Annotated in this window: 22 protein-coding genes; 15 read left to right on the top strand and 7 right to left on the bottom strand. The window is 62.0% G+C overall.

The annotated features are described in order from the left end of the window. Positions 1–101 precede the first annotated feature (101 nt). The 3 genes from CCGE531_RS02130 to CCGE531_RS35170 all read left to right on the top strand — a co-directional run bounded on the left by CCGE531_RS02130 (position 102) and on the right by CCGE531_RS35170 (position 2,590). Positions 102–1,283: an MFS transporter gene (locus CCGE531_RS02130; protein WP_120666391.1), complete on the top strand. Its 1,182-nt coding sequence runs from the start codon at positions 102–104 to the stop codon at positions 1,281–1,283. Positions 1,284–1,360: 77 nt separating this feature from the next. Next, the gene (locus CCGE531_RS02125) at positions 1,361–2,458 is read left to right on the top strand and encodes a succinylglutamate desuccinylase/aspartoacylase family protein (RefSeq protein WP_120662705.1); all 1,098 of its coding nucleotides are present in this window, start codon (positions 1,361–1,363) and stop codon (positions 2,456–2,458) included. Between the two features lie 9 nt (positions 2,459–2,467). Continuing rightward, a complete protein-coding gene (locus CCGE531_RS35170) occupies positions 2,468–2,590 on the top strand; it encodes a hypothetical protein (RefSeq protein ID WP_281024440.1) in 123 nt (40 codons plus the stop codon). A 158-nt stretch (positions 2,591–2,748) separates the two neighbouring features. Here the strand turns inward: CCGE531_RS35170 and CCGE531_RS02120 are convergent, their stop codons facing one another. After that, entirely contained in the window at positions 2,749–3,270 is a 522-nt protein-coding gene (locus CCGE531_RS02120; RefSeq protein ID WP_120662704.1) for a MarR family transcriptional regulator, read from the bottom strand. Positions 3,271–3,423: 153 nt separating this feature from the next. Here CCGE531_RS02120 and CCGE531_RS02115 point away from each other — a divergent pair, with 153 nt between their 5' ends. The 4 genes from CCGE531_RS02115 (at position 3,424) to CCGE531_RS02100 (ending at position 5,891) form a co-directional block, all read left to right on the top strand. Further along, positions 3,424–3,777 (top strand): ArsC family reductase, encoded by a 354-nt coding sequence (locus tag CCGE531_RS02115; protein ID WP_120662703.1) that lies wholly within the window; start codon positions 3,424–3,426, stop codon positions 3,775–3,777. Positions 3,778–3,812: 35 nt separating this feature from the next. Next, positions 3,813–4,040 carry a toxin-antitoxin system HicB family antitoxin gene (locus tag CCGE531_RS02110; protein ID WP_120662702.1) on the top strand — a complete coding sequence of 76 codons (228 nt, stop codon included), beginning with the start codon at positions 3,813–3,815 and terminating at the stop codon, positions 4,038–4,040. A gap of 27 nt (positions 4,041–4,067) precedes the next feature. Next, complete coding sequence (gene ybaK, locus CCGE531_RS02105; protein WP_120662701.1) at positions 4,068–4,541, top strand: Cys-tRNA(Pro) deacylase; 474 nt, start codon at positions 4,068–4,070, stop codon at positions 4,539–4,541. Positions 4,542–4,637: 96 nt separating this feature from the next. Further along, positions 4,638–5,891: an aminopeptidase gene (locus CCGE531_RS02100; protein ID WP_120662700.1), complete on the top strand. Its 1,254-nt coding sequence runs from the start codon at positions 4,638–4,640 to the stop codon at positions 5,889–5,891. A 78-nt stretch (positions 5,892–5,969) separates the two neighbouring features. Here CCGE531_RS02100 and CCGE531_RS02095 read toward each other — a convergent pair whose 3' ends face one another. Beyond that, positions 5,970–6,560, bottom strand: coding sequence for an NAD(P)H-dependent oxidoreductase (locus tag CCGE531_RS02095; RefSeq protein WP_120662699.1), 591 nt, complete (start codon positions 6,558–6,560; stop codon positions 5,970–5,972). Continuing rightward, the gene (gene xseA / locus CCGE531_RS02090; protein ID WP_120662698.1) at positions 6,560–8,170 is read right to left on the bottom strand and encodes an exodeoxyribonuclease VII large subunit; all 1,611 of its coding nucleotides are present in this window, start codon (positions 8,168–8,170) and stop codon (positions 6,560–6,562) included. The genes CCGE531_RS02095 and xseA overlap by 1 nt, the downstream gene beginning before the upstream one ends. A 237-nt stretch (positions 8,171–8,407) precedes the next feature. On the opposite strand from xseA, the gene CCGE531_RS02085 reads away from it, so the two are divergent. Beyond that, positions 8,408–8,635, top strand: a complete 228-nt coding sequence (locus CCGE531_RS02085) for a homogentisate export protein (protein WP_120662697.1) — start codon at positions 8,408–8,410, stop codon at positions 8,633–8,635. Positions 8,636–8,741: 106 nt separating this feature from the next. On the opposite strand, the gene CCGE531_RS02080 is transcribed toward CCGE531_RS02085, so the two are convergent. Then, a complete protein-coding gene (locus CCGE531_RS02080; protein WP_120666389.1) occupies positions 8,742–10,580 on the bottom strand; it encodes a hypothetical protein in 1,839 nt (612 codons plus the stop codon). A 241-nt stretch (positions 10,581–10,821) separates the two neighbouring features. Between CCGE531_RS02080 and CCGE531_RS02075 the strand changes: the two genes are divergently transcribed. Next, a complete protein-coding gene (locus tag CCGE531_RS02075; protein WP_120662696.1) occupies positions 10,822–11,835 on the top strand; it encodes a glycosyltransferase in 1,014 nt (337 codons plus the stop codon). Next, positions 11,832–12,218, top strand: a complete 387-nt coding sequence (locus tag CCGE531_RS02070; protein WP_120662695.1) for a GtrA family protein — start codon at positions 11,832–11,834, stop codon at positions 12,216–12,218. Before CCGE531_RS02075 ends, CCGE531_RS02070 begins: the two co-directional genes overlap by 4 nt. 8 nt (positions 12,219–12,226) lie before the next feature. Here CCGE531_RS02070 and CCGE531_RS02065 read toward each other — a convergent pair whose 3' ends face one another. Then, positions 12,227–13,213 (bottom strand): Gfo/Idh/MocA family oxidoreductase, encoded by a 987-nt coding sequence (locus CCGE531_RS02065; RefSeq protein WP_120662694.1) that lies wholly within the window; start codon positions 13,211–13,213, stop codon positions 12,227–12,229. 272 nt (positions 13,214–13,485) lie between these two features. Between CCGE531_RS02065 and CCGE531_RS02060 the strand changes: the two genes are divergently transcribed. Beyond that, positions 13,486–14,436, top strand: coding sequence for an aldo/keto reductase (locus CCGE531_RS02060; protein ID WP_120662693.1), 951 nt, complete (start codon positions 13,486–13,488; stop codon positions 14,434–14,436). 14 nt (positions 14,437–14,450) lie between these two features. Further along, positions 14,451–14,894: a GNAT family N-acetyltransferase gene (locus tag CCGE531_RS02055; protein ID WP_120662692.1), complete on the top strand. Its 444-nt coding sequence runs from the start codon at positions 14,451–14,453 to the stop codon at positions 14,892–14,894. Here the strand turns inward: CCGE531_RS02055 and CCGE531_RS02050 are convergent. Continuing rightward, entirely contained in the window at positions 14,884–15,501 is a 618-nt protein-coding gene (locus tag CCGE531_RS02050) for a hypothetical protein (RefSeq protein WP_120662691.1), read from the bottom strand. The genes CCGE531_RS02055 and CCGE531_RS02050 overlap by 11 nt on opposite strands. Positions 15,502–15,649: 148 nt before the next feature. Here CCGE531_RS02050 and CCGE531_RS02045 point away from each other — a divergent pair, with 148 nt between their 5' ends. Further along, positions 15,650–16,144: a ferritin-like domain-containing protein gene (locus tag CCGE531_RS02045; protein WP_120666388.1), complete on the top strand. Its 495-nt coding sequence runs from the start codon at positions 15,650–15,652 to the stop codon at positions 16,142–16,144. A 49-nt stretch (positions 16,145–16,193) separates the two neighbouring features. Here the strand turns inward: CCGE531_RS02045 and CCGE531_RS02040 are convergent, their stop codons facing one another. Then, positions 16,194–17,084: a LysR family transcriptional regulator gene (locus tag CCGE531_RS02040; RefSeq protein WP_120662690.1), complete on the bottom strand. Its 891-nt coding sequence runs from the start codon at positions 17,082–17,084 to the stop codon at positions 16,194–16,196. Between the two features lie 130 nt (positions 17,085–17,214). Between CCGE531_RS02040 and CCGE531_RS02035 the strand changes: the two genes are divergently transcribed. Both CCGE531_RS02035 and CCGE531_RS02030 read left to right on the top strand, forming a co-directional pair. Then, the gene (locus CCGE531_RS02035; protein ID WP_120662689.1) at positions 17,215–18,210 is read left to right on the top strand and encodes an aldo/keto reductase; all 996 of its coding nucleotides are present in this window, start codon (positions 17,215–17,217) and stop codon (positions 18,208–18,210) included. Between the two features lie 254 nt (positions 18,211–18,464). After that, on the top strand, positions 18,465–23,987 hold the full coding sequence (locus tag CCGE531_RS02030) for an alpha-2-macroglobulin family protein (protein WP_120662688.1): 5,523 nt from the start codon (positions 18,465–18,467) through the stop codon (positions 23,985–23,987). The last annotated feature ends 8 nt before the right edge of the window (positions 23,988–23,995 follow it).

Here is a 23,995-nt window from a genome sequence, read left to right as displayed (position 1 = left end):
CGGCCCTCCGGCCGCCACCGTCATGGCTATCCGATACCGAACCCCGTTCCTTCGTGGCAAACAGCATGGACATCGTTGCCGATGTCCGCAGGCGATATCCCGTGAACACTGCCTCCCAGACCATCCGGTCCACCTCGACCCTATCCCTCCTCTCGATCGTCGCACTGACATTCTTCGGCTATGCCGCCATCGGTCTTCCGCTCGCGGTTCTGCCGACCTATGTCGACAGCGGCCTCGGCTTCGGCGTCGTCTGGGCCGGCATCGCCGTCAGCACGCAATATGTGGCAACCATCGTCAGCCGGGCGCAGGTCGGGCGGCTCTGCGATCAATATGGACCGCGCCGTTCGGTCTTTCTCGGCTTTCTCGCTTACGGGCTTTCCGGCGCGCTGACGATCGCCTCTACGTTCACTGTCCATGTTCCAACGGCGAGCCTTGCCCTTCTGCTGGCCGGCCGGTTGGCGCTCGGCATCGGCGAAAGCTGGGTGAGCACCGCGGCGATCACCTGGGCGATCGGCCTCATGGGATCGCGCGAAACCGTCCGCATCATCTCGTGGAACGGCATCGCCACCTATGGCGGCATTGCGCTCGCCGCACCGTTCGGCGCCTGGCTGCAGGGGCAATATGGCTTCTTCACCATCGGCGTCGTCACCATCCTCTTCGCCGTCGCCGGGTTCTTGCTGGCGCAGACCCGTCCGCCTGTTCCGGGCGTGAAAGAAAAGGGCATCGGCACCGGCCAGGTCCTGAGCCGTGTGGCGCCGTACGGCGTCGCGCTTGCGCTCGCCTCCAGCGGCTTCGGCGTCGTCATGGCCTTCGTCGCGCTGTTTTTCCATAGCCGCAACTGGGACGGCGCCTCGTTTGCCCTTAGTGCTTTCGGCCTCGCCTTTATGGGCGTGCGCCTGGGTCTTGCACAGGCTGTCGCCCGCTTCGGCGGCCTGCCGCTGGTGCGCATTTCACTCGTCATCGAGATCATCGGCCTGGCAACGCTTGCGCTTGCGCCCTCCCCGACCATTGCCATCATCGGCGCGGCCCTGGCCGGCGTGGGCTTCGCGCCTGTCTTCCCGGCACTTGGCAACGAGGCGATGGAGCGCATCCCGCCGCAGAACCGCGGCGTCGCGCTCGGGCTCTATTCGATCTTCCTCGATGTGTCGCTCGGCTCGACCGGACCGATCGCCGGCCTTTTTGCCGATCATCTCGGCTATGCCGCCCCCTTCTCCTTTGGGGTCGGCGCGGTCCTGCTCAGCCTGATCCTGAGTTTCTGCCTGCGCGGGAACCGCAATCCCTGACGCCATTTTCGTCGTTCGTCCAATCCTGATTTCGGCGCGCGACGACAAACGGTTGCAGCCTGCCGTCAAGGCTTGGTATGCGTCTCTCACTATTATCAGCAGGAGGCCGGCCCATGAACGTTACCGAAATCGTCATCGAAGGCGACACTGCGGGGATCGCCTGGCGGCTACCGGTTCTGCATTTTGCCGGCAGCAAGGCCGATGCGCCGAAGATCTACATTCAGGCGGCGCTGCATGCCGGCGAACTGCCGGGCACGGCCTTGGCGCATTTCCTCTGCGAGCGCCTGCGGCAGGCGGAAGAAACAGGCGCCATTTTGAGCGATATCACCGTCGTGCCGCATGCCAATCCCATTGGCGCGGCGCAATCGCACTTCGGCGAGATGCAGGGCCGTTTCGACCTGGGCTCGCGCACCAATTTCAACCGCGATTTCCCGCTGATTTCGGTCCGCGACCGCGATCTGCTGATCGAAAATCTGGAACGCTATCCCGCCGTCGACCGGCTGAAGCGTCAGCTGATCCACATGGCGCTCGGCGCCGATCTGGTGATCGATCTGCATTGCGACGATGAATCCCTGCAATATGCCTATATCGACGAGGCCTTCTGGCCCGAGGCTTCCGATCTTGCCGCCGCGCTGAAGATGGATGCCGTTTTGTTGTCGGATGGCGAAAGCTCGGCCTTCGAGGAGGCCGTGAGCTTCGCCTGGAAATACGAAGTGCCCGGGGAAAAGAAGGCAAGGCTGCCGGGCAAGCTTTCGGTGACGGTCGAATTGCGCGGCACGCGCGATGTCTATCCCGAGATGGCAAAGGAAGATGCTGCCGGGCTCTGGTGCTTCCTGGCCGCGCGCGGCGCTGTGCGGGACGAAAGCGTGGTACTCGGCCCCTTCGATGGTCCGGCCGTGCCGCTCGACAATGTCGAGATGATCCGCGCACCACAGGCCGGCACGGTGCTTTTCCATCGCAATATCGGCGAACGGGTCGAAGAAGGCGATCTGCTGGCGACCATCATCACCAGGCCCGGCGTGGCAGACGGGACCATCGACGTCCGCGCACCGCAAGCAGGCCTGATCGTGACCCGCGTCTCCGACCGGCTGGTGCGTCGTCGCGGTGACCTGATGAAGATCGGCTCTGATAAGCCAAGCTCCGTCGCCCGCAAGCCGGGAACGCTGGAAGACTGATTTGCCCTAATGGCCGTCAATTATCTTGCACCGTATGGCGAAGGCGATTGCGGCCGCTTCCCGCAGAAGCGCACCAAAGCGGCGGACGTGATCCTGCGCGCCCACAAGGGCCGCGTGCGCAATGTCCGTTAGCCGGGCAAGAATTGAACGATTTACTATCACGATCATGCCTCCGATCGAATTGATGTAGGCGATGTTCAGCGCTCGAAGGAAGCGACCAGACGTCCTTCAAATTATATGCATGCAGTGTGCATATAATAGAGAGAAATGTCAAGGTCGCTGTTCGTGCGCTATGACATGAAGGCAATCGGGCAGCGGTCCTGATCGCAAACACCCTGATCGCAAACACGACAAACCACATCCTGATCGTCCCCGAGATCGACCAATGCCGGCAGCAGTTTCTCGATGAGGCGGCCGAGCTGTTCCGTCTCTTCCGGCTTCAGCGCTTTGAACGCTCGATCGATGACGGCTCGGCGGGCGGCAAGGCTTCGGCCAAAGAGCGCCCGCCCGCTCTCGGTCAGCTGCAGCGAGCGGGCGCGCTTGTCACCCTCGACGCCGCCGGCGCGCAGCACGAGATCGGACGCCACCAGTTGATCGACAAGGCGCACGGTGGCCGAATGCGAAAGCGCGATCATCCTGCGCAGGGTCTCGATCGTGATACCGGGCTCTGTGCCGATCTGGACGATGGCGGCGATCGCGCTCGGGCCATGGCCGGTTTCATCGGCAAAGGCCTTTTCCATCTTGTCCACCAGAGCAAGGCTCATGGCGCCGAAGAGGTTCTCCAGCCGTAATATTTCCTTGTCCGCCATCATGCTCCATCCGCACTGTAAATGTGCATGCTGCATATTTACAGGATGATTGGTGGCAACGGCAATGGACGAGGGAACCGCTTTGCCCCGTGGTCGACTTTCGCCGCGCTTTATTCGCGTGCTATGCCCTACCGGACAGCGAGAGACGGATTCGACATGACGATCACCATTTACGGCATCAAGAACTGCGACACGATGAAGAAGGCCCGGACCTGGCTCGAAGGCCACGGCATCGCCTATGATTTCCACGACTACAAGGCCGTCGGTATCGACAGGGATCACCTGGAGCGCTGGACGAAGGAAGCTGGCTGGGAAGTCGTGCTCAACCGCGCCGGCACCACCTTCAAGGCCCTGCCGGAAGCGGATCGCGCCGACCTTTCGAAGGACAGGGCCATTGCGCTCATGATGGCCCAGCCTTCGATGATCAAACGCCCGGTGCTGGAGGCGGACGGCAAATTGCTGGTTGGATTCAAGCCGGATATTTATGCGGCTGCATTCGGCAGGGCATAATCAACAGCCGCATATTATTCGGAGGAAACTTTGACATGAGCACGCTGACAATTCGTCTTCCAAGCGATCAGCACGAACGGCTGAAAGCTCTTGCTGCATCTCGCGGCACGAGTCTCAACAAGCTTTTTGAAGAACTGACGACAAAGGCACTCACAGAGTTCGATGCCGAAACGCGGTTTCGGCTCAAGGCGGCCAAGGGCGACAAAGCTCGTGGTTTGGACATTCTCGAAAAGCTCGACCGCGTTCATTCTGAACGCGGATAAAGCCGCGCGGCTGGAAATATTGGTCCCATGTCAAAAACCACCCGCGCGACGCAAGTGCTGATCCAGGCGAAAGTCGCCTTCACCGTGCATGCCTATGATTACGATCCGAATGCGGAGCGTGTTGGCCTACAGGCGGCGGAAGCGCTTGGCGAGGAGCCGCATCGCGTGCTGAAGACGCTGATGGCGGAGGTGGATGGCAAGCCCGTCTGTGTCGTCGTGCCCTCCGACCACGAAGTCAGCATGAAGAAGCTCGCCGCAGCCTTCGGCGGCAAGTCGGCGGCCATGATGAAGCCTGTCGATGCCGAGCGTCTGACGGGCTATCATGTGGGCGGCATCAGCCCTTTCGGCCAGAAGAAGCTGGTGCCGACAGCGATCGAGGCGCAGGCGATGACCGAAGCTTATGTCTATATCAACGGTGGCCAGCGCGGCCTGCAGGTGCGGTTGAGTCCACAGGACGCACTGACCGCCCTGAAGGCCAAGGCTGCGCCGTTGATTGCCTGACGATCTCCCAAAGTCGGACAAACCGCCTTCAATTTCGCCGCAAACCGGTCTAAGTCTTCAGACCATTCTTTCGATATCAGCCAAGCAGGTTTCGTCATGACATCAGCCTCCCCCAATCATTATCCCGTCGATCACGCCAAGCTGGAAAAGCTTGCGGAAGTAGCCGTAAGGGTCGGGTTGCAGCTGCAGGCAGGCCAGGATCTGCTCATGACGGCGCCGATCGCGGCGATGCCGCTGGTCCGGCTGATCACGCGCGAGGCCTACAAGGCCGGCGCCGGCATCGTCTCCACCTTCTATTCGGACGAAGAGACGACGCTTGCCCGCTACGAATACGGTCAGGAGGCGAGCTTCGACCGCGCCGCGACATGGCTCTATGAAGGCATGGCCAAGGCCTTCTCCAACAATACGGCCCGCCTCGCCATCGCCGGCGACAATCCGATGCTGCTTTCCAACCAGGATCCGAACAAGGTGGCGCGCGCCAACCGCGCCAATTCGGCCGCCTACAAGCCGGCGCTGGAAAAGATCTCGAACTTCGACACCAACTGGAACATCGTCTCCTATCCGAACGCCTCCTGGGCGAAGCTGGTCTTCCCGAACGATCCGGAAGCGATCGCGGTCGCCAAGCTCGCCAAGGCGATCTTCTCGGCCTCTCGCGTCGATGTCGAAGATCCGATCGCGGCATGGGCGGAGCACAATGCCAATCTGCACAAGCGCTCGACATGGATGAACGATCATCGCTTCGCCGCCCTGCATTTCCAGGGACCGGGCACCGATCTGACCGTCGGGTTGGCGGATGGCCATGAATGGCATGGCGGCGCTTCCACCGCCAAGAACGGCATCACCTGCAACCCGAACATCCCGACGGAAGAGGTCTTCACCACGCCGCATGCGCTGCGCGTCGAAGGCCATGTCTCGTCGACGAAGCCGCTGTCGCATCAGGGCACGCTGATCGACAATATCCAAGTGCGCTTCGAAGGCGGCCGGATCATCGAAGCCAAGGCGACGCGCGGGGCGGAAGTGCTGAACAAGGTGCTCGACACCGACGAAGGCGCCCGCCGGCTCGGCGAAGTGGCGCTGGTGCCACATTCCTCGCCGATTTCGGCGAGCGGCATCCTTTTCTACAACACGCTCTTCGACGAAAATGCCTCCTGCCACATCGCGCTCGGCCAATGCTATTCCAAGTGCTTCATCGACGGCGCTAAGCTCAGCCAGGAGCAGATCAAGGCGCAGGGCGGCAATTCCAGCCTGATCCACATCGACTGGATGATCGGCTCCGACAAGGTCGATATCGACGGCATCAATGCGGATGGCTCGCGTGTGCCCGTCATGCGCAAGGGCGAGTGGTCGTAAGGGACGCTCGCATATCCCGAATGCCATCGTGCCGCGGTACCCCTACCGCGGCATCTTTTTTTGGCTGGAAGCGTAGGATCAGATCGTCGCCAGCGCTCGCTTGACGCGTTCGAGATGCACCTTGCGTCCGGCTTCGGTGACGCGGTCCATATCGTGCAGCGCCAGCATGCGAAAATTCAGCCGTTTGGCGCAGAAGGCGGCGATGCCGCGTTTCAGCAGGCGCCGCACCGGATTGCCCATATAGAAATGCACGATCCACCAGGGCGAGCCGGTCGTCGTCAGCGCCCAGAACAGGCGGATATTCGTGAGCTGCGGCACGATGCGCCCGCCGGCCGGATCATGGGTAAAGGCAACTCCGGGCGCAAAGGCGCGATCGAAGAAGCCCTTGAGGATGGCCGGAAAATTGAACCACCATTGCGGAAAGACCAGGATCAGTCCCTCGGCCGCTCGCAGCCGCGCGACGATGGCATCGACATCGGACGTATCATAGGGTTGGTCGAAATAACCGCGCCGCTCGGCCTGCGAAAGACGGGGATCGAAACCCTCGCGATAGAGATCGAGCAGATCGACCTCGTGCCCGCCGGCAGCAAGCGTTTCCCGCGCAAGTTTCGCCACGGCGGCGGTGAAGCTGTCTTCCAGCGGATGGGCCAGCACCAGCAGGATGCGCATCAGAACAGGCTTCCCTGCTTCGACGGAGCCGCAGGCTCAGCCGGCTTGGTGGCGCGCTTCTTCGCGGGCGGAGTGCCTGATGCGGATGAAGACGGCGGAGTGGCATCATCGCCGGTTACCGCGCCAACGCGACCATCCGCGAATTCGATCGAGATGGCCGCACCCGTCGAAAGCGCCGCCGCCAGCGAAACCGGGCGGTCATCCTCGTCACGCACGACGGCATATCCCCGCTTCAGGACATTCTTGTAGGAGAGCGACTGCAGAATCCGCTCCTGCGCCACCAGCTCGCTGCGCGAGCGGGTCAGCTGATGACGGATGGCGGTATCGGCGTGGCGGGCGAGATTGCCGAGACGATCGCGGGCGCGGCCCGTCTGCGCCTCAAGGCGCGATGGCAGTGTGGCGAAGACGGCGTCAGCCCGTTCGATGCGGGCGCGGGACCGGTCGAGCATGCGCTCGATGGTCCGCTCCGCCCGGGTCATGCGCTCGCCCAATTGCTGGCGGCGCTCGGCGATCCTGTTCGACAGGATATCCGGCCGCAGCTGCGAGGCCATGCGCTCGAAGGAACGGCGCTTGTTCAGCGTGTTCAGCTCCAAACCGCGGCCGAGACCGGCGGCCGCTTCATCGAAACGGCGGCGCGGCAAAGCGAGGATCTGATCGAGCGAAGGCAGGGCGCGCAGCAGCGCACGCACCGCCTGCCGCCGCTGATCCATCTGCCTCACCATTCCGCCCTGCAGGCGGGCGGCAAGACTTGCGAGCTGCGCCTCCAGCTCGGCCTTAACAGGCACGGCCATTTCCGCAGCACCCGTCGGCGTCGGAGCCCGCATGTCGGCGGCATAATCGATCAGCGTCCAGTCGGTCTCATGCCCCACGGCCGAGATCAACGGGATATCGCTGGCAGCAGCGGCACGGACTACGGCCTCGTCGTTGAAGCTCCAGAGATCCTCGAGACTGCCGCCGCCGCGCGCGACGATCAGCACATCGGGGCGCGGGATAGGTCCACCGGGCGCAAATTCATTGAAGCCGCGAATGGCATTCGCCACCTCGTCACCGGAGCCCTCCCCCTGCACCTTGACCGGCCAGACCAGCACATGCACGGGGAAGCGATCGGAGATACGGTGCAGGATATCGCGAATGACGGCGCCGGTCGGCGAGGTGACGACGCCGATCACCTTTGGCATGAAGGGAAGCTTGCGCTTGCGCTCGGGATCGAAAAGACCTTCGGCACCGAGCTTGCGCTTGCGCTCCTCCAACAGCGCCATCAGGGCGCCGGCGCCGGCCGGTTCCAGGCTCTCGATGACGATCTGGTATTTCGACGAGCCCGGGAAGGTCGTCACCTTGCCGGTCGCGATGACCTCCATCCCCTCTTCGGGGCGGAATTTCAGCTTGGAGAAGGTGCCTTTCCAGATCACCGCGTCGATACGTGAGCGGTCATCCTTGAGCGAGAAATAGGCGTGGCCCGAGGAATGCGGCCCGCGATAGCCGGAGATTTCCCCGCGCACGCGCACCTGGTCGAACGCATTCTCGACCGTGCGCTTGATCGATCCGGACAGTTCCGAGACGGAATATTCCGTCAGGTTCGAAGGCGAATCATTCTCAAAAAAGCTGCTCATATCCTCTTTCTACCTGATGTCGCGGTAAATGCGGAGCAGGTGCATACCCCTTAAGTCTGAATCGATCGAAGGAAAGGATTGTGCGCATATTTAAGGTACTGCCGCCTCCTTTGCATGTCCCATAAAGGGGGTGGAGCTTATTAGTTCATCAAGCGTTAACCCTGCTGGCAAAGCCTTTCTTAGCCATCCATGCGTAAACCTGTGCAAACTGGTTCTTGGTAAAGAGGATATGGAGCGATGATATTCGCGACCGCCACGATCATCGGAATTGCCGCCGGCCTGCAGCGCACGACGATCGGCGCACTGCTCGGCGTGGCGCTGGTGAGCATCGCCTTCATGGCGGCGGTCGCGATGTCGGTGGTTCCGCCGCCGCTGATGACGTTGTTCATCGCGCTCGGCGGTTACAATCTCGGCTTCATCGGCTATCTCATCACCGCCGATGTGATGGAACAACGCCGCGCCTGAAGCGCATCGCAATCTTTCAGATTAGCGCCTTGCGCTCGAAGTGACTTGATCTCGCGCATGTCGTTATCGCAAAACCGCCGCACACATTTGCGCGACTTGCTCCAGCTCACTCCCGCGGCTTGAAGCGGAAGAAGCGAACCGCCGCATCCGTCGGTGCGGGGATCGGCTCCAGATAGACCGGCACCTGGCCTGCGCCGAGCTGAGCATAGAGCCCTTTCGGTTTCATCTCGGACAGCATTTCCACCTGCGGATCGCTCTTGCAGAAGGCAAGTAGGGTTACCTTCGCCTCGCGCAGAAGCGTTTCCGCCTGCTGTGGTTCCGCAAGGGCGATATGCAGCTCGGCCAGCATCCCGGCCTGATCTCGATGATAAGGGCCGGAGAGAGCACGATGCGGCGTGAAGCGAAGGAGCGACGTGCCCATGTTGGAAGCCGATACGATCACACCAGGTTCCAGGCTGGAGATCGGCGCCAGCGCCGCCTTCGAGGCGCAACCGGCAGTCTCCCCGGCCTTGGCGGGCTCTGCGACGGTAAAGCTGTTACTGAGACCCTTGCTGGCAAGCGCTCCCCCGACGGCCCAAACGGCAGGGACGGAAACCAGCATAGCAACCACATAGAGCAAGGCCGATCGCAGGTTCTTCGTATTGGCCATGTAGTTGCGCCTGAGTTCGGTGATCAACAGGGCCAAAGGCGGGATGGCGAGCAGGTTGGCGAATTCCGCGCCGCGCACCTGCACGAGCGTAATCACCCAGTTGATGGCAACCAGAGCCATCAGTACCGCATGCAGGCTCCCGCGATCGCGACGCAGCATGCGAATAGCGCAGACGAGCATCGCCAGAAGGCTCGTCGCATAGAAAGCGCCGAGCGTATCGGGCTGAGTCCGGGCGATCGAAAAGATCGATTGCGCCTCGGTCACCTTGCTCAGCCAGAGATCCACCAGCATCGGGTCCAGATCGGCAAGCGGATTGCGCAGGCATTGCGGCGCGAGCGCAACGGTCGTGGCAATCACGAACGCGCCATTGGCAAGCAGAACCGCAATGCGCCACGGCCGCGACAGCCGGCTGGCAAAGAGCGCCGACAGCAGAAGCCCGATGCAGCCGGCGCTGGTAATGCCGTAAAAGCCGAGCGAGAGATTGTCGCAGGTAACGGTCGAATAGAGGCGCGGTGGCACCAGCGAGAAAAAGGCGGCGCTGACGGCAATCGTCAGCGTCAGGGCAAAGGCCTTCGCAGCCGGTGCGAAGGCTTCACCCTTCCAAGTCCACAGGCACGCAACCGACATGCAGGCGACGGCAACGAAGGGCGTCGTCTCCGCGCCGATACCGAGCTGGATGGCAAGGGCGATGGCGGCGATGGCGAAGTTGCGCGGCCGATAGGTCTCATCGGCGAGCATGGCAACGGTGAGGGCGACGAGGCCGAGCTGGACATTGTCGTGATCGATGGAGCCCGGCACGAAGCGAGGCGAGATGACCACGAACAGGGCGGTCAGGATCAGCGAGAAGTGCATGCCTTCCACGCCGGCAATGCGGCGGCCGGCAAGGCCCATGAAGAACATCAGCGGCAGGATGAGCATGAGCGGCCAGACGGTGAGCGCCGCCGCTTCGGCGCCTTCGGATGAGAAGAACATCTGGAAGAAGAGGATGAGGCTTGCAATCGGCAGGTCGATGAAGCGCGACCAGTGCATCAGCGTCCCGCCTTCGAGGCCGAGACGGTATTGCATCATGTCGAACCAGCCCTGGCCGGCGAGGAAATCGCGCACTTCGACAAGGCGCATCGCGTCGTCATTGTCGGGGCCGACATAGTCCGTGAGGTGGCGGTGAATGACGAGCTGCGCGATGACGACGACGACGGCATAGATGAGCGCAACCAAGGCAGGATGAGACCAGCGCAGTGGCGCCGTCTTCACTGCCGCTCCGGCTGCCTCGGGCGGCATTGCCAGCGTCTGCGCCATCTCGATAAACCCCATGTTGGAAGGATAGTCGGGCGATACGCTAGCGGCTGCGCATCAAAAAACAGTAAAGCGCCTGTGGGCGGCCGAATTCATCACGATAATGTTTTTCGCGGAGCCGAGATCCCGCCATTTTTAATGCGCAGCCATAGGGTCTTATTAACAGCCAGCGGGATAAGCTCTCGTCCGGATCGTCCGTCAGGCCTCAACTTGACTTTACGCGTAGGAACAACCGGCCAAGACCATGTGGAATGAGAAGCTGAGCATCGCCGTCCTTCTGCCCTGCTACAACGAGGCCGCGACGATCGGCGACGTCGTGCGCGGTTTCCGCAAGGCGCTGCCGCAGGCAACGGTCTACGTCTACGACAATAATTCGACCGACGGCACGGCGCTGCATGCCATGCTTGCGGGGGCGACCGTCGTGCGCGAGCGCCGGCAGGGCAAGGGGCATGTGGTGCGCCGCATGTTTGCCGACATCGAGGCCGATATCTATCTGATGGCCGACGGCGACGGCACCTATGCGCCGGAAGACGCCGAGGAGCTGATCCGCACGCTGTTGGCGGAAGGATCCGACATGGTCGTCGGCACCCGTCGCAACGTTCACAGCGATGCCGGACGGCAGGGTCATGCCTTCGGCAACCGCATCTTCAATTGGCTCTATCGCACCATTTTCGGCGCCGATTTCACCGATATCTTCTCCGGCTACCGCGCCTTTTCGCGCCGCTTCGTCAAGAGTTTCCCGGCCGTGTCAGGCGGCTTCGAGATCGAGACCGAAATGTCGGTGCATGCATCGCGGCTGAAGCTGCCCGTCAGCGAGCTGGAACTCGACTATGGACGGCGACCGGAAGGCTCGCATTCCAAGCTTTCCACCTTCCGCGATGGTGGCAAGATCCTCTGGATGTTCGCTATGCTGATGAAGGAAACGCGGCCCTTCGCCTTCTTCGGCATCCTGAGCGCCATTGCCATGGAGCTCAGCATCGGTTTTGGCATTCCGGTCCTTGTCGAATATTTCGAAACCGGGCTGGTGACGCGCATGCCGACCTGGGTGCTCTCCGTGGCGCTGACGATGATCGCCTTCATGCTGTTCACGGCCGGCCTGATCCTCGATTCGGTCGCCCGCGCCCGCGCCGAACAGCTGCGCATCCACTATATGAGCCTCGCCAAGCCGGCGTCCCGCGAAAACGGCGATGACCGGACGGTCTATATGGCGGAACTCGAAAAGCCCGCAAGCCGGAAGAAAAGGGCGAAGGCTGCATGAAGAAGCTCTTTCGCTTCCTGATCGCCGGCGGCGTCGGCTTCGTCGTCGATGCCGGTGTGTTGCATCTGTTGCTGTGGTTCACGCCCTTCGGCCCCTTCGTCGGCCGGGCAGTCTCGATCCCGACTGCGCTGCTCGCCACCTGGGTTCTCAATCGCAACTTCACCTTCGGCCGGTCCAACCGGTCGCTGGCGTCGGAAGGCTTCCGCTACGGTTCGGTCGGCCTGACCTCGGCGCTCTTGAACTACGCCCTGTTCAGTTCGCTGCTGATGACCGAACCGTCGCTGCGGCCGATCATCGCCCTGACGCTTGCTTCGGCGGCGGCAACGGCGTTCAGCTTCTTCGGCTATTCACGCTTCGTCTTCCGCCACCGACAGAACTCCTAAAAAATTTCTTACACAGGCTCCCAGCCATCCTTCTCGCTCGCGCGGTAGATGGCGTCGATGACCTTCTGGTTGAGCTTAGAGCTTTCCAGAGACACGACTTCCGCGCCTTGGCCCAATGCCGCCGAAGCAAAAGCTTCCGCCTCGCGCCTGTACTGGCGGCTGTCGGGGAAGCGGAAGATCTGCGATTCCGAATGGCCGCGATTGGTCAGCTCCAGCTCTTCCGCGCCATAGCGATCGGCATTGAAGGGCGACTTCACCTCGATGAAGCCTTCGGTGCCATGGAAGACCATGACCTGCCGGTTGGCCATCTGCGTCGAGATATAGAAGGTCAGTTCGAAGTCGCCGAAGTCTGCCTTGACGCTGGAATAGATGTCGGTGCCGAATTCCGGATCGCGCTCGGTCACCGCCTGGATGCGCAGGGGTTCGCGATCGGTGACGAAACGGGTGCTGATGGTCGGATAGACGCCGATATCGGGCAGGCCGCCACCGCCGAGCGCCGGAATATTGCGCATGTTGCCGGCATCGCGGTTGAAATAGGTGAAAGCGCCCTGGATGTGGCGCAGGCGCCCGATGGCGCCGTCGGCGAGCAGCGAGCGAATTTTCCGCCAGACCGGCGCATAGGTGACCATATAGGCTTCGGTCACCAGGACCTTGTTGCGGTCGCGAGCGGCGATCAGGCTGTCGATCTCATCCGCCTTGAGCGCAATCGGCTTTTCGCAGAGCACATGCTTGCCGGCATCGGCAGCCTTGATCGTCCATTCGACGTGCTGGGAGGTCGGCAGGGGGATATAGACCGCGTCGATCGCGTCGGAGGCGAGCATCTCTTCATAGGAGCCGAAGGCATGCGGTACGGAGAAGCGGTCGGCCATCTGCCGGGCACGATCGAGATCGCGGCTGGCGATTGCCGTGACAACGCAGTTTTCCGCATCCTGAATGGCGGGCACAACCAGATCGCGGCCGATCTTCGCCGTCGACAGAATTCCGAAACGCAGCATGATCTCTCTCCTGAAGCATAATATCCAGGGCGCAGGGGCGCCACCCGGATCGGGCAAAGTTGAAAGGCCGGCAAACGACTCTATGCCGTCGCAACGGCGGTGACCTTAAGCGGCGACGGCCAAGGGTGCAACGCCGTTCCGCAAAGCGCCATCGACGGCGGAATAAAGAAATCGTTAGTGGAATTTCACCGCTCGCGGCGATAGCCTTGCCTTCTCCCTTCGCGCCGGCGCCCGCTCGCCGGCCTGCCCCTCAAGTGATTTGGAGAGATATCATGGACATGCGCAAGCTTGGACGAACCGATCTGTTTGTCGCCCCCATCGTTTTCGGCGGCAACGTCTTCGGCTGGACGGCCGATGAGAAAACCTCCTATGCACTGCTCGACGCCTTCTTCGATGCCGGCTTCAATACGATCGACACGGCCGATGTCTATTCCCGCTGGGTTCCCGGCAACAAGGGCGGCGATTCCGAGGAGATCATCGGCAAATGGCTGAAGCAGGGCCGCATTGCGCGCGACAAGGCCATCATCATCACCAAGGTCGGATCGGAGATGGGGCCGGGCAAGAAGGGGCTCAAGGCTGATTACATCATCGAAGCCGCCGAGGCCTCGCTGAAGCGGCTGCAGACCGACCACATCGATCTTTATCTGTCGCACTGGCCGGACCCCGAGACGCCGCATGAGGAATCGCTGGCTGCCTATGCGAAGCTGAAGGAACAGGGCAAGATCCGCCATGTCGGCTGCTCGAACCTCGACGCGACGCAGCTCCAGGCGTCGCGGGATGCCGCCGCCAAGGCCGGCCTGCCGCGCTACGACGTGCTGCAGCCCGAATACAATCTCTATGCCCGCGACAGCTTCGAAGGACCGCTGGCGGATCTCTGCGTCAAAGAAGACATCGGCGTCATCACCTATTTCAGCCTGGCCGCCGGCTTCCTGACCGGCAAATACCGCACCAAGGCGGATACCGAGGGACGGGCGCGCGAGAACCGGGTTGCCGCCTATCTCGACGATAAGGGTCTGCGCATCCTGGCAGCCCTCGACAAGGTCGCCACCGAAACCGGCGCGAAGCCGGCCGAGATCGCGCTTGCCTGGCTGCTGCGCAAGCGGGGCGTTACGGCGCCGATCGCCAGCGCGACTAGCCTCGGCCAGCTCGACGCGCTAATCAATTCGGCGAAGCTTTCGCTTTCCGATGATGCCATCCGCCTGCTCGACGAAGCCGGCGCTTAAAACGAGGCAGGCCGATGACCGTGACGATCCGAGATGCCAGATCCGAAGACGAAGCGCGCTGGCGTGCGTTGTGGGACGGATATCTGGCCTTTTACGGCGTCAGCATCGCGCCCGACATCACCGATGCAACATGGCGCCGGGTCTTCGATCCGGCGTCGGCAATCTTCATGCGCGTGGCCGAGGTCGACGGCGAGGTAAAGGGCTTTACGCTCTTTCTCACGCATGAGGGCACATGGGTGCGCGCACCCGACTGCTATCTGGAAGACCTGTTCGTCGACGAAAGCGCTAGGGGCCGCAGCGTCGGCCGGGCGCTGTTGGATGACCTCGTCGCGCTCTGCAAGACGAACGGCTGGGCCCGGCTTTACTGGCATACCGAAGAAGGCAATGCGACCGCCCGCAAGCTCTACGACACCTATGTGAAGAGCGATGGTCATATCCGCTACCGCGTCAGCTTCTGAGCCTCGGAAAGCCCTCATAATGGGCGGAATGATCGCCCTCCCAGTTGGCCATGCCCGGCTTGGTCAGCATCCCGCGTGGGCTGACAAAGCTTTGAATCGTCCGCTTCGGCCGCTCGTGCCACTGGATATTGAAGGCGCATAGTTTCGGGAAGAAGCAGAGCGAAGCGTAGGGCAAATGATCGTGGATCCACCAGGCGAGCTTCTGCCAATCGCCCTCATGGCTGTGGTGATCGATGAGCCACGGTACGACGATGCAGACGGCCGAGCCCATGCAGCCGTCAAGATCGCGCATATCCCAGATGTGGTGCGCGGCGGTGTGGGGATTGGTCGAGCAATTCAGCCCGTTCCTGTTGCCGAAGGCATTGACCTCGGGCGAACGATAGCCGGAGCGGATATGTAGCCGGCCAAAGGTCGTCTCCAGCGGCTCCAGCAATTCCTCGCAGAGCCTGCGGCCAGACTCGATCGCCAGATCGGGGTCTTCGGGGATATTGGGAATGCGATAGAAATCGGCGATCTCCGAATGTAGAAAGTCTCGGAAGAAGAAGTTCTTCGACAGTCTGACGCGACCTAGATCCTCCAAGCCCTTCATCGACCCCGGTTTTCTCATCGGCAAGCCCCCCCAATTCCCCATGGATGCTTCAACATTCCGTCTTTTTAAAAAATTTGGCCACCCGATTTCTTCGGAACAATAGCGCTGCCGTTCGCTTGTAAGAGGGTCACCGTCAGTGACACCCCAAAAAACGAGGATGGAAGCCATGTCCAAGGACAAGACGCTGGAAGACCTTTTCCATGACACTTTGCAGGACATCTACTATGCCGAGCGGAAGATCCTGAAGGCACTGCCGAAGATGGCGCGCGCCGCCCAATCCCCCGAATTGAAGGCAGGCTTCGAAAAGCACCGGGAGGAAACCGAAGGGCAGGTCGAGCGTCTGGAGCAGATTTTCGAGCTGATGGGCAAACGCGCCAAAGGCAAGACCTGTGACGCGATCGAGGGAATACTCGCCGAAGGTGAAGAGATCATCGAGGAATTCAAGGGTACTCCCGCCCTCGATGCCGGCCTCATCTCCTCGGCACAAGCCGTGGAGCATTATGAAATGGCGCGCTACGGTTCACTGAAGACCTGGGCGCAGACGCTCGGCCTCAAGGAGGCTGTCGGCCTGCTTGACCAGACGCTGCAGCAGGAAACCAACACCGACAAGACTCTGACCAAGCTTGCAAACAGCGGCGTCAATCAGAAGGCAGCGGCCTGAATTGCGATATCCAAAAGGCGGCCGGGCGATCCGGCCGCTTCCTTCTGCCTCATCCGGTGTATTTGAAGAAATCGATGAAGGCTCTGAGCGCCGGGCGCATCTGGCGGCGGCTTGGATAATAGATGCAGAAACCGGGATAGGGCGGGCACCAGTCCTCGAGTACGCGGATGAGCTTGCCTTCGGCCAGTTCCTGCCGCACGCGGATATCGAACAGGTAGGCAAGCCCGGCGCCGTTGACGGCCGCCAGAACCCCGAGCCGATCCTCGATCACGATCAAGGGTCCATCGATGGCGACGACCAGTTCCTGGCCATCCTTCTCGAATTCCCAGCGATAGATCGAGCCATCGGTAAATCGGCGCTTGATGCAACGATGATGGACGAGATCGCGCGGATGCAGCGGCTTCGGATGTTTCTCGAAATAGGCCGGGGAGCCGGCGATGACGGTGCGGATGTCAGGCGAGACCTTCACCGCGATCATGTCGCCTTCGATGCTTTCCTCGAGCCGGATGCCGGCGTCATAGCCGTCCTTGACGATATCGTTGAAGCCGTCCTCGTTGGCGATCTCCAGCGTGATATCGGGATAGGTATTGAGGAAATCGCCGATGCGCGGCGCCATCAGCAGATCGGAGGCAAAGCGCGGTGCGGTGATGCGGAGACTGCCGGCCGGACGGCCTCGGGTCGCAAGCGTATCCTCCAATGCGATATCGATTTCCTCCAGAGCCGGCGCCAGCCGCTGGAGCAGCGCCTGGCCCTCCTCGGTCGGCAGCACGCTGCGCGTGGTGCGGGCAAGCAGCCGCACGCCCAAGCTTTCCTCGAGGCTGGACACGGCATGGCTGACCGCGGAGGGTGCGATCGACAGTTCCTTGCCGGCAGCGCGGAAGCTGCGATGGGCGGCGACGGCGGCAAATACCGCGAGTTGGGAAAGCTGAGTTCTATTCATTGATCTAAATTATAGAACAGCCTGTAAGGATTTGCATGGATTTTCATTCATTATGTCGGACCCTAACTTGAGCGTGTAGGCAGCAAACATCGACCACTGCCGCTTCCATACGTCTCAAGAGGAACACACCATGAAAACCCGCAGGCTTGGTCAGGATCTCACCGTTTCCGCCGTTGGGCTCGGCTGCATGGGCATGAGCTTTGCCTATGGCGCGACCGACGAGGCCGAATCCGTCAAGACGCTCCATCGGGCAGTCGAGCTCGGCGTCACCTTTTTCGACACTGCTGAAGTCTATGGCCCCTTCACCAACGAGGAGCTGCTTGGCCGCGTACTGAAGCCGGTTCGCGACCGCGTGGTCATCGCCACCAAGTTCGGCTTCAGGCTCGATCACACGAAAAGCGGCCCAGCCGCTATAGTCGGCGTCGACAGCCGGCCCCAACATGTCAGGCAAGTCGCCGAAGCCTCACTGAAACGGCTCGGCACGGATGTCATCGATCTCTACTACCAGCATCGCGTCGATCCGAACGTGCCAATCGAAGACACGGCCGGCGCCATGGCGGAACTGGTGAGAGAGGGCAAGGTGCGGGCACTTGGCCTTTCCGAGGCCGGTGCCGCCACCATCCGCCGCGCCCATGCGGTGCATCCGATCGCCGCCGTGCAGAGCGAGTATTCTCTCTGGAGCCGCGATCCGGAAGAGGACGTGCTCGCCACCTGCCGCGAGCTCGGCATCGGCTTCGTGCCCTACAGCCCGCTCGGCCGCGGCTTCCTGACCGGTGCGATCCGCAACACCGACGATCTGGCCGCCGATGATTTCCGCCGCTCGCTGCCACGCTTCCAGGACGAGAATTTCGATGCCAACGCGGCCCTGGTCGCCAGGCTCGAAGCGCTTGCCCAAGAAAAGGGCGTGACCGCCGCACAACTGGCGCTCGCATGGGTGCTGCATCAGGGTGACGATATCGTGCCGATCCCCGGGGCGCGCAAGCTGCATCATCTCGAGCAGAATGCGGCGGCTGCCGATATCGCGCTGTCACCGCGGGAGCTGAAGGAACTCGGCAGCATCATCTCACCCGAAACGGTCGCCGGCAAACGGTATACGGATGCCTCCCTTGCCATGACGAATATATGACAAATGGGCTGCTCCTTCCGCCCTAACGAAGACACCGGCCATCAAGGCCGGTGTCATTTTGGGACTGAAAAAGAAAAATGAAGCCCTACCTAAGAGCAGCTGAACATGCGAATCGCCTGAATTGCGGGCCTTTTCAAACTTCTAGGCAGAATGTCACTGGCGCGAAGCTCACGCCGGAGCTCGACGCTCGGTTGACAAACGGGTCCGAAATTTGAAGATTGCGCCATCAAAAATGGGCAGTGTCGGGGGGACTTATGTCTAAGCGCACGTTTATCGGCTTCTCTGCTTTTCTTCTCGCCACTTTCGCCTCTCTGAACCCTTTGGCCGCTGCCGACGTCAAGCGCCAGGTGGTCACCACGAAGGACGGCGATTACTTCGGTTTCGATCTGCGCACCGAGCAGAATGTGACGCTGGACCAATGCTCGGCCTCCTGTATCGGCGACAAGTCCTGCAAGGCCTTCACCTACAATCCGAAGGTGAAGTGGTGCTTCATGAAGTCGGACTTCAACCAGCTGAACAGCTTCCCCGGCGCGATCGCCGGCAAGATCGTCGAGACGGCGGCCACCAGCGAGCCTGATATCGGCGCGGCACCCGCCCTTTCCTTCCTTTCGGACAATTTCGTCCAGAGCGCGCGCGACGCGAAAAGCACGCTGACGCTCGGAAACGAGCTGAAGGGCCAGGGTGTCGAGAGCCTGATCGCGCTCGGCCGCATCGAGCTGACCTCGGGCAACGTCAACAATGCTCTGAACGCCTTCCAGGGCGCACTCTCGCTCGGCCCCGATAATGGCGATCTGTGGATCGAGATGGCGCGCGCCGCCAATACGATCACGAACGATACCTCCGTCGCAACGAGGGCCGCCTACGCCGCGCTCAACGGCTACCAGCTGACCCGCACCAGAACGAGCCGCGCCGATGCATTGGCCGTGCTTGCCGAGTCGCTGAAGAATGCACAGAACTATCGCCCGGCGCTCAGCGCCTACAAGGCAAGCCTCGAACTCACCAGCTCGGCCGCCATCCAGGCAGCGTATGACGACCTGAGGGCACGCCAGGGCTTCCGCGTCACCGGCAATACGCTCGACAACGACAACGCCTCGCCCCGCGCCTGCGTGCAGTTCTCCGAAAAACTGGTGAAGAGCGGCGTCGATTATACCCCCTTCGTCACCGTCAATAACGCCGCGCCGAAGGGCGTCGATGCCAAGGACAACCAGATCTGCGTCGAAGGCCTGGAATTCGGCCAGCACTACCGCATTTCGCTGCGCGCCGGCCTGCCCTCCTCGGTGGAGGAAAATCTTCCCTCGCAGGTCAATGTCGACGTCTACGTCAAGGATCGCACGGCTTCGCTGCGCTTCACGGGTGACAATTTCGTCCTGCCCTCGACCGCACGCCGCGGCATTCCGATCATTTCGGTCAATGCCAATACGGCCAACCTCAAGCTCTACCGCATCGGCGACCGCAATATACCGCAGCTGCTGAACGGCTCGCAGTTCCTGACGCAGATGGACAGCTACAGCGCCCAGACCGTCCGGGACACCAACGGCGAGCTGGTCTGGCAGGGTTCGATCGAGATCAAGCAGGAGCTCAACAAGGAAGTCGCGACCAGCTTCCCGGTCGACGAGGTGTTGCCGAAACGCAAGCCCGGCGTCTACGTGCTGACGGCGGTTGCGCCCGAGAGCGGCGGCCATGAATGGGACCCGCAGGCAACGCAGTGGTTCGTGGTTTCCGATATCGGCGTCACCACCTATGCCGGCACCGACGGGCTGAGCGTTTTCGCCCGCTCGCTCGGCAGCGCCAAGCCGCTTGCCGGCATTCAGCTGCAATTGCTCGCCAAGAACAATGAAATCCTCGGCACGGCAAAGACCGACGACAATGGCCGCGCCACCTTCAGCGCTGGCCTGATGCGCGGCACGGCGGGCATGACGCCGGCCGTCATCACTGCCCAGAACGGCGATCAGGATTATGTCTTCCTCGACATGACGCGCGCCGGCTTCGATCTTTCCGACCGTGGTGTGGCTGGCAGAACAGCGCCCGGCGCGATCGACCTGCTGACATGGACGGAACGCGGCATCTATCGCGCCGGCGAGACAGTGCATGCTTCGGCACTTGCCCGCGACGTCAGCTCGACGGCGGTCGAAAGCCTGCCGCTCACCTTCGTCTTCCTGCGCCCGGATGGCGTGGAAGACCGCCGCATCGTCACCGACGGCGGCAAGCTTGGCGGCTATAATGTCGACCTGCCGCTGCAGCAGACCTCGATGCGCGGCACCTGGACGATGAACATCTACACCGATCCGAAGGGCTCCTCCATCGGCTCGCAGACCTTCCTCGTCGACGACTTCGTGCCGGATCGCATCGAATTCGACATGAAGAGCGACGCCAAGGAGATCGAGGTCGGCCAGCCGACGCCGGTCAATGTCGATGGACGCTACCTCTATGGCGCACCGGCCGCCGGCCTCAATCTGGAAGGCGAAGTGTCGCTGAAGCCGACGCGCCAGAGCGACGCCTATAAGGGCTATCAGTTCGGCCTCGCCGATGAAGGCGCGGGCAAGGACAATAATGATAATAATGACGAGGACGGCAGCAGCGGCGACAGCAAGGCCGAGAGCACGCAGGTGCCGCTCGAAGACCTGCAAGCGCTGGATGAGAACGGCAAGACCACCTTCAACGTCACGATCAACGACACGCCTTCGACCACGCAACTGTTGAACGCCAATATCACCGTGCGTATGCAGGAAGCCGGCGGCCGCGCCGTCGAGCGCTCGCTGACGCTGCCCGTCAAGGCGGATGGGCCGCGCATCGGCATCAAGCCGGAATTCGACGGCGACCTCGGCGAAAATGCCGTCGGCAACTTCCACGTCATCGCTGTCGATGCCAATGGCCAAAAGCAGGCCATGCAGGGCCTGACCTGGAAGCTCCTCAGCATCGAGCGCAATTATCAATGGTATCGCGACGGCAGCAGCTGGAAGTATGAGCCGATCATCTCCACCAAGCAGGTGGCGATCGGCACGGTCAATGCGACGACGGACGGTGCGGCGATTTCCATGCCCGTCACCTGGGGCCGCTACCGCCTCGAAGTGTCGACCGCCGATGCGAACGGCCCGGAATCCAGCGTCGAGTTCAATGCCGGCTGGTATGTGGCCTCCACCTCGACGGAAACGCCGGATGCGCTTGAGATCGCGCTCGACAAGGAAAGCTACCATGTCGGCGATACCGCCAAGCTCAAGGTAACCTCTCGCTATGCCGGCCAGCTGATGGTGACGGCGGGTTCCGAAACGTTGATCTCTGTCACCAACGCCGATATCGGCGCCAATGGCGGCGAAGTGGATGTTCCCGTCACCGCCGACTGGGGTGCTGGCACCTATCTGACGGCCACACTTTTCCGTCCGGGCGAAGCCCAGGAAAGCCGCATGCCGATGCGCGCCATCGGCATCAAATGGGCGCCGGTCGATCCGGGCGAGCGCAAGCTGCAGGTCAAGATCGACGCGCCGCAGAAGACGCTGCCGCGTCAACCGCTCAACGTCGCTCTGCAGGTCGCGGGCGCAGGCGCCAACGAGGACGCCTATGTCACGATCGCCGCGGTCGATGTCGGCATCCTCAATCTGACACGCTACCAGCCGCCGGCACCGGACGACTGGTATTACGGCCAGCGCCAGCTCGGCCTCGAAATCCGCGACATCTACGGTCGCCTCATCGACGGCTCGCTTGGGGCGACCGGCAAGCTGCGCACCGGTGGCGACGGCGGACAGGCGGCCTTGCAGGCAAGCCCGCCGAAGGAAAAGCTGATCGCCTTCTTCTCCGGCTCGATCAAATTGGATGCCAACGGCAAGGCCAATGTCAGCTTCGACATTCCGCAGTTCAACGGCACGGCACGGCTGATGGCCGTTGCCTGGTCGAAGGCCGGCGTCGGCCACGCGACACGGGACGTGATCATCCGCGATCCCGTCGTCGTCACCGCGAGCCTGCCGAAATTCCTGGCGCCCGGAGACAAGGCGAACCTGCGTCTCGATGTCGCCAACACCGACGCGCCTGCCGGCGAGTATACGCTCGCGGCTACCGGCAACAACGCCGTGAACGTGGACGCAAGCGCCACCCAGCAGAAGGTCAACCTGCAGGCCGGCGGCAAATACAACATCACGCTGCCGCTGACCGGCGGACAGCCCGGCGACGGCACGATCTCGATCAAGTTGTCGAATGCATCGGGCATGTCGCTCGATCAATCGGTCGATATTCCCGTTCGTCCGGCACAGCTGCCGGTCACCGAACGACGTATCATCGCGCTGGCACCTGGCAAGAGCCTGACGGTCAATGCCGACCTTCTTGCCGACAGCGTGCTGCCCGGCGCCGCGGTCAGCGTCAATGTCAGCCGCTCCAGCGCCTTCGACGTGCCGGCGCTGCTGATGAGCCTCAGCCACTATCCCTATGGCTGCGCGGAACAGACGGCGAGCAGCGCGTTGCCACTGCTCTACTTCAGCGACATGGCGGTCAAAAACGGCCTTGCTGATGATAGCGAGATCCGCAAGCGCGTGCAGGATGCCATCTATCGCGAGATGTCCTACCAGTCCTCGACCGGCAGCTTCGGCCTCTGGAGCCCTGGCTCGGGCGATCTCTGGCTCGACGCCTATGTGACCGACTTCCTGACCCGCGCGCGCGAGCAGAAGTACAACGTGCCGGACCAGGCCATGGTGCAGGCACTGGAGAACCTCCAGAACTCGTTGAGCGCCAATACCAACGTCAAGGACAACGGCAACGAGATCGCCTATGCGCTCTATGTGCTGGCGCGCAACAAGAAAGCCTCGATCAGCGATCTGCGCTACTATGCGGACACGATGCTGAACGACTTCCCGACGCCGCTCTCCAAGGCGCATCTGGCCGCGGCACTGGCGCTTTACGGAGACGCGCAGCGCTCGCGCAACATCTTCGTGGATTCGCTGCAGATGTCGCAGAAGGCGGCGGTCACCAAGGTCAGCTTCATCCGCTCGGATTACGGTTCTTCGCTGCGCGATGGTGCCGCCGTGCTGGCGCTTGCCGCCGAAAGCCGCCCCGTGCCGCCGATCATTCCCGAACTCGCGAGCGTCGTCGCCAAGGATTGGCAGAGCCGGAAATATACCAGCACGCAGGAACAGACCTGGATGCTGCTTGCCGCCCGCGCCCTGCAGAATGGCGATGATGGCCTGACACTCGATGTCAATGGTGCTGCCCATAGCGGCACCTACATGGCGCAGATGTCAGGCGACGCGCTGATGGGCCATCCGCTGACCGTCACCAACACCACGCGCCAGCCACTGTCGGCAGCCGTCACCACGGTCGCGGCTCCGGTTGCGCCGCTGCCGGCCGGCGGCAACGGCTTCAAGATCGAGCGCAAGTACTACACGCTCGATGGCGAAGAGGCGAATGTCAGCCAGGCACAGCAGAACGAGCGCTATGTCGTCGTGCTGCATGTGACGGAGAGTAACGACTGGCCGCAGCGCCTGCTGGTGACCGATCTCCTGCCGGCCGGCTTCGAGATCGACAATCCGAGCATCGTCAACAGCGCCCAGCTTTCGAATTTCGACTGGCTGAGCGACGTTCAGCCGGCCCATGTCGAATTCCGCAACGACCGCTTCGTCGCAGCCTTCGATCAGAATTCCGGCGCCGATCGTGACCTGACCTTCGCCTATGTCGTGCGCGCGGTGACCCCCGGCGTCTACGATCATCCGGCCGCAAGCGTCGAGGACATGTATCGTCCGCAGTTCTCGGCCCGCACGGCGATGGGCCGCATGGAGGTGCTTGCTGCACAGAAGTAAGAGCCGTC

This window comes from Rhizobium sp. CCGE531 (assembly GCF_003627795.1).
In the GTDB taxonomy this organism is placed as follows: domain Bacteria; phylum Pseudomonadota; class Alphaproteobacteria; order Rhizobiales; family Rhizobiaceae; genus Rhizobium.
The sequence above is the reverse complement of the archived record's forward strand: the minus strand, read 5'-3'. Positions and strand labels throughout refer to the sequence as shown.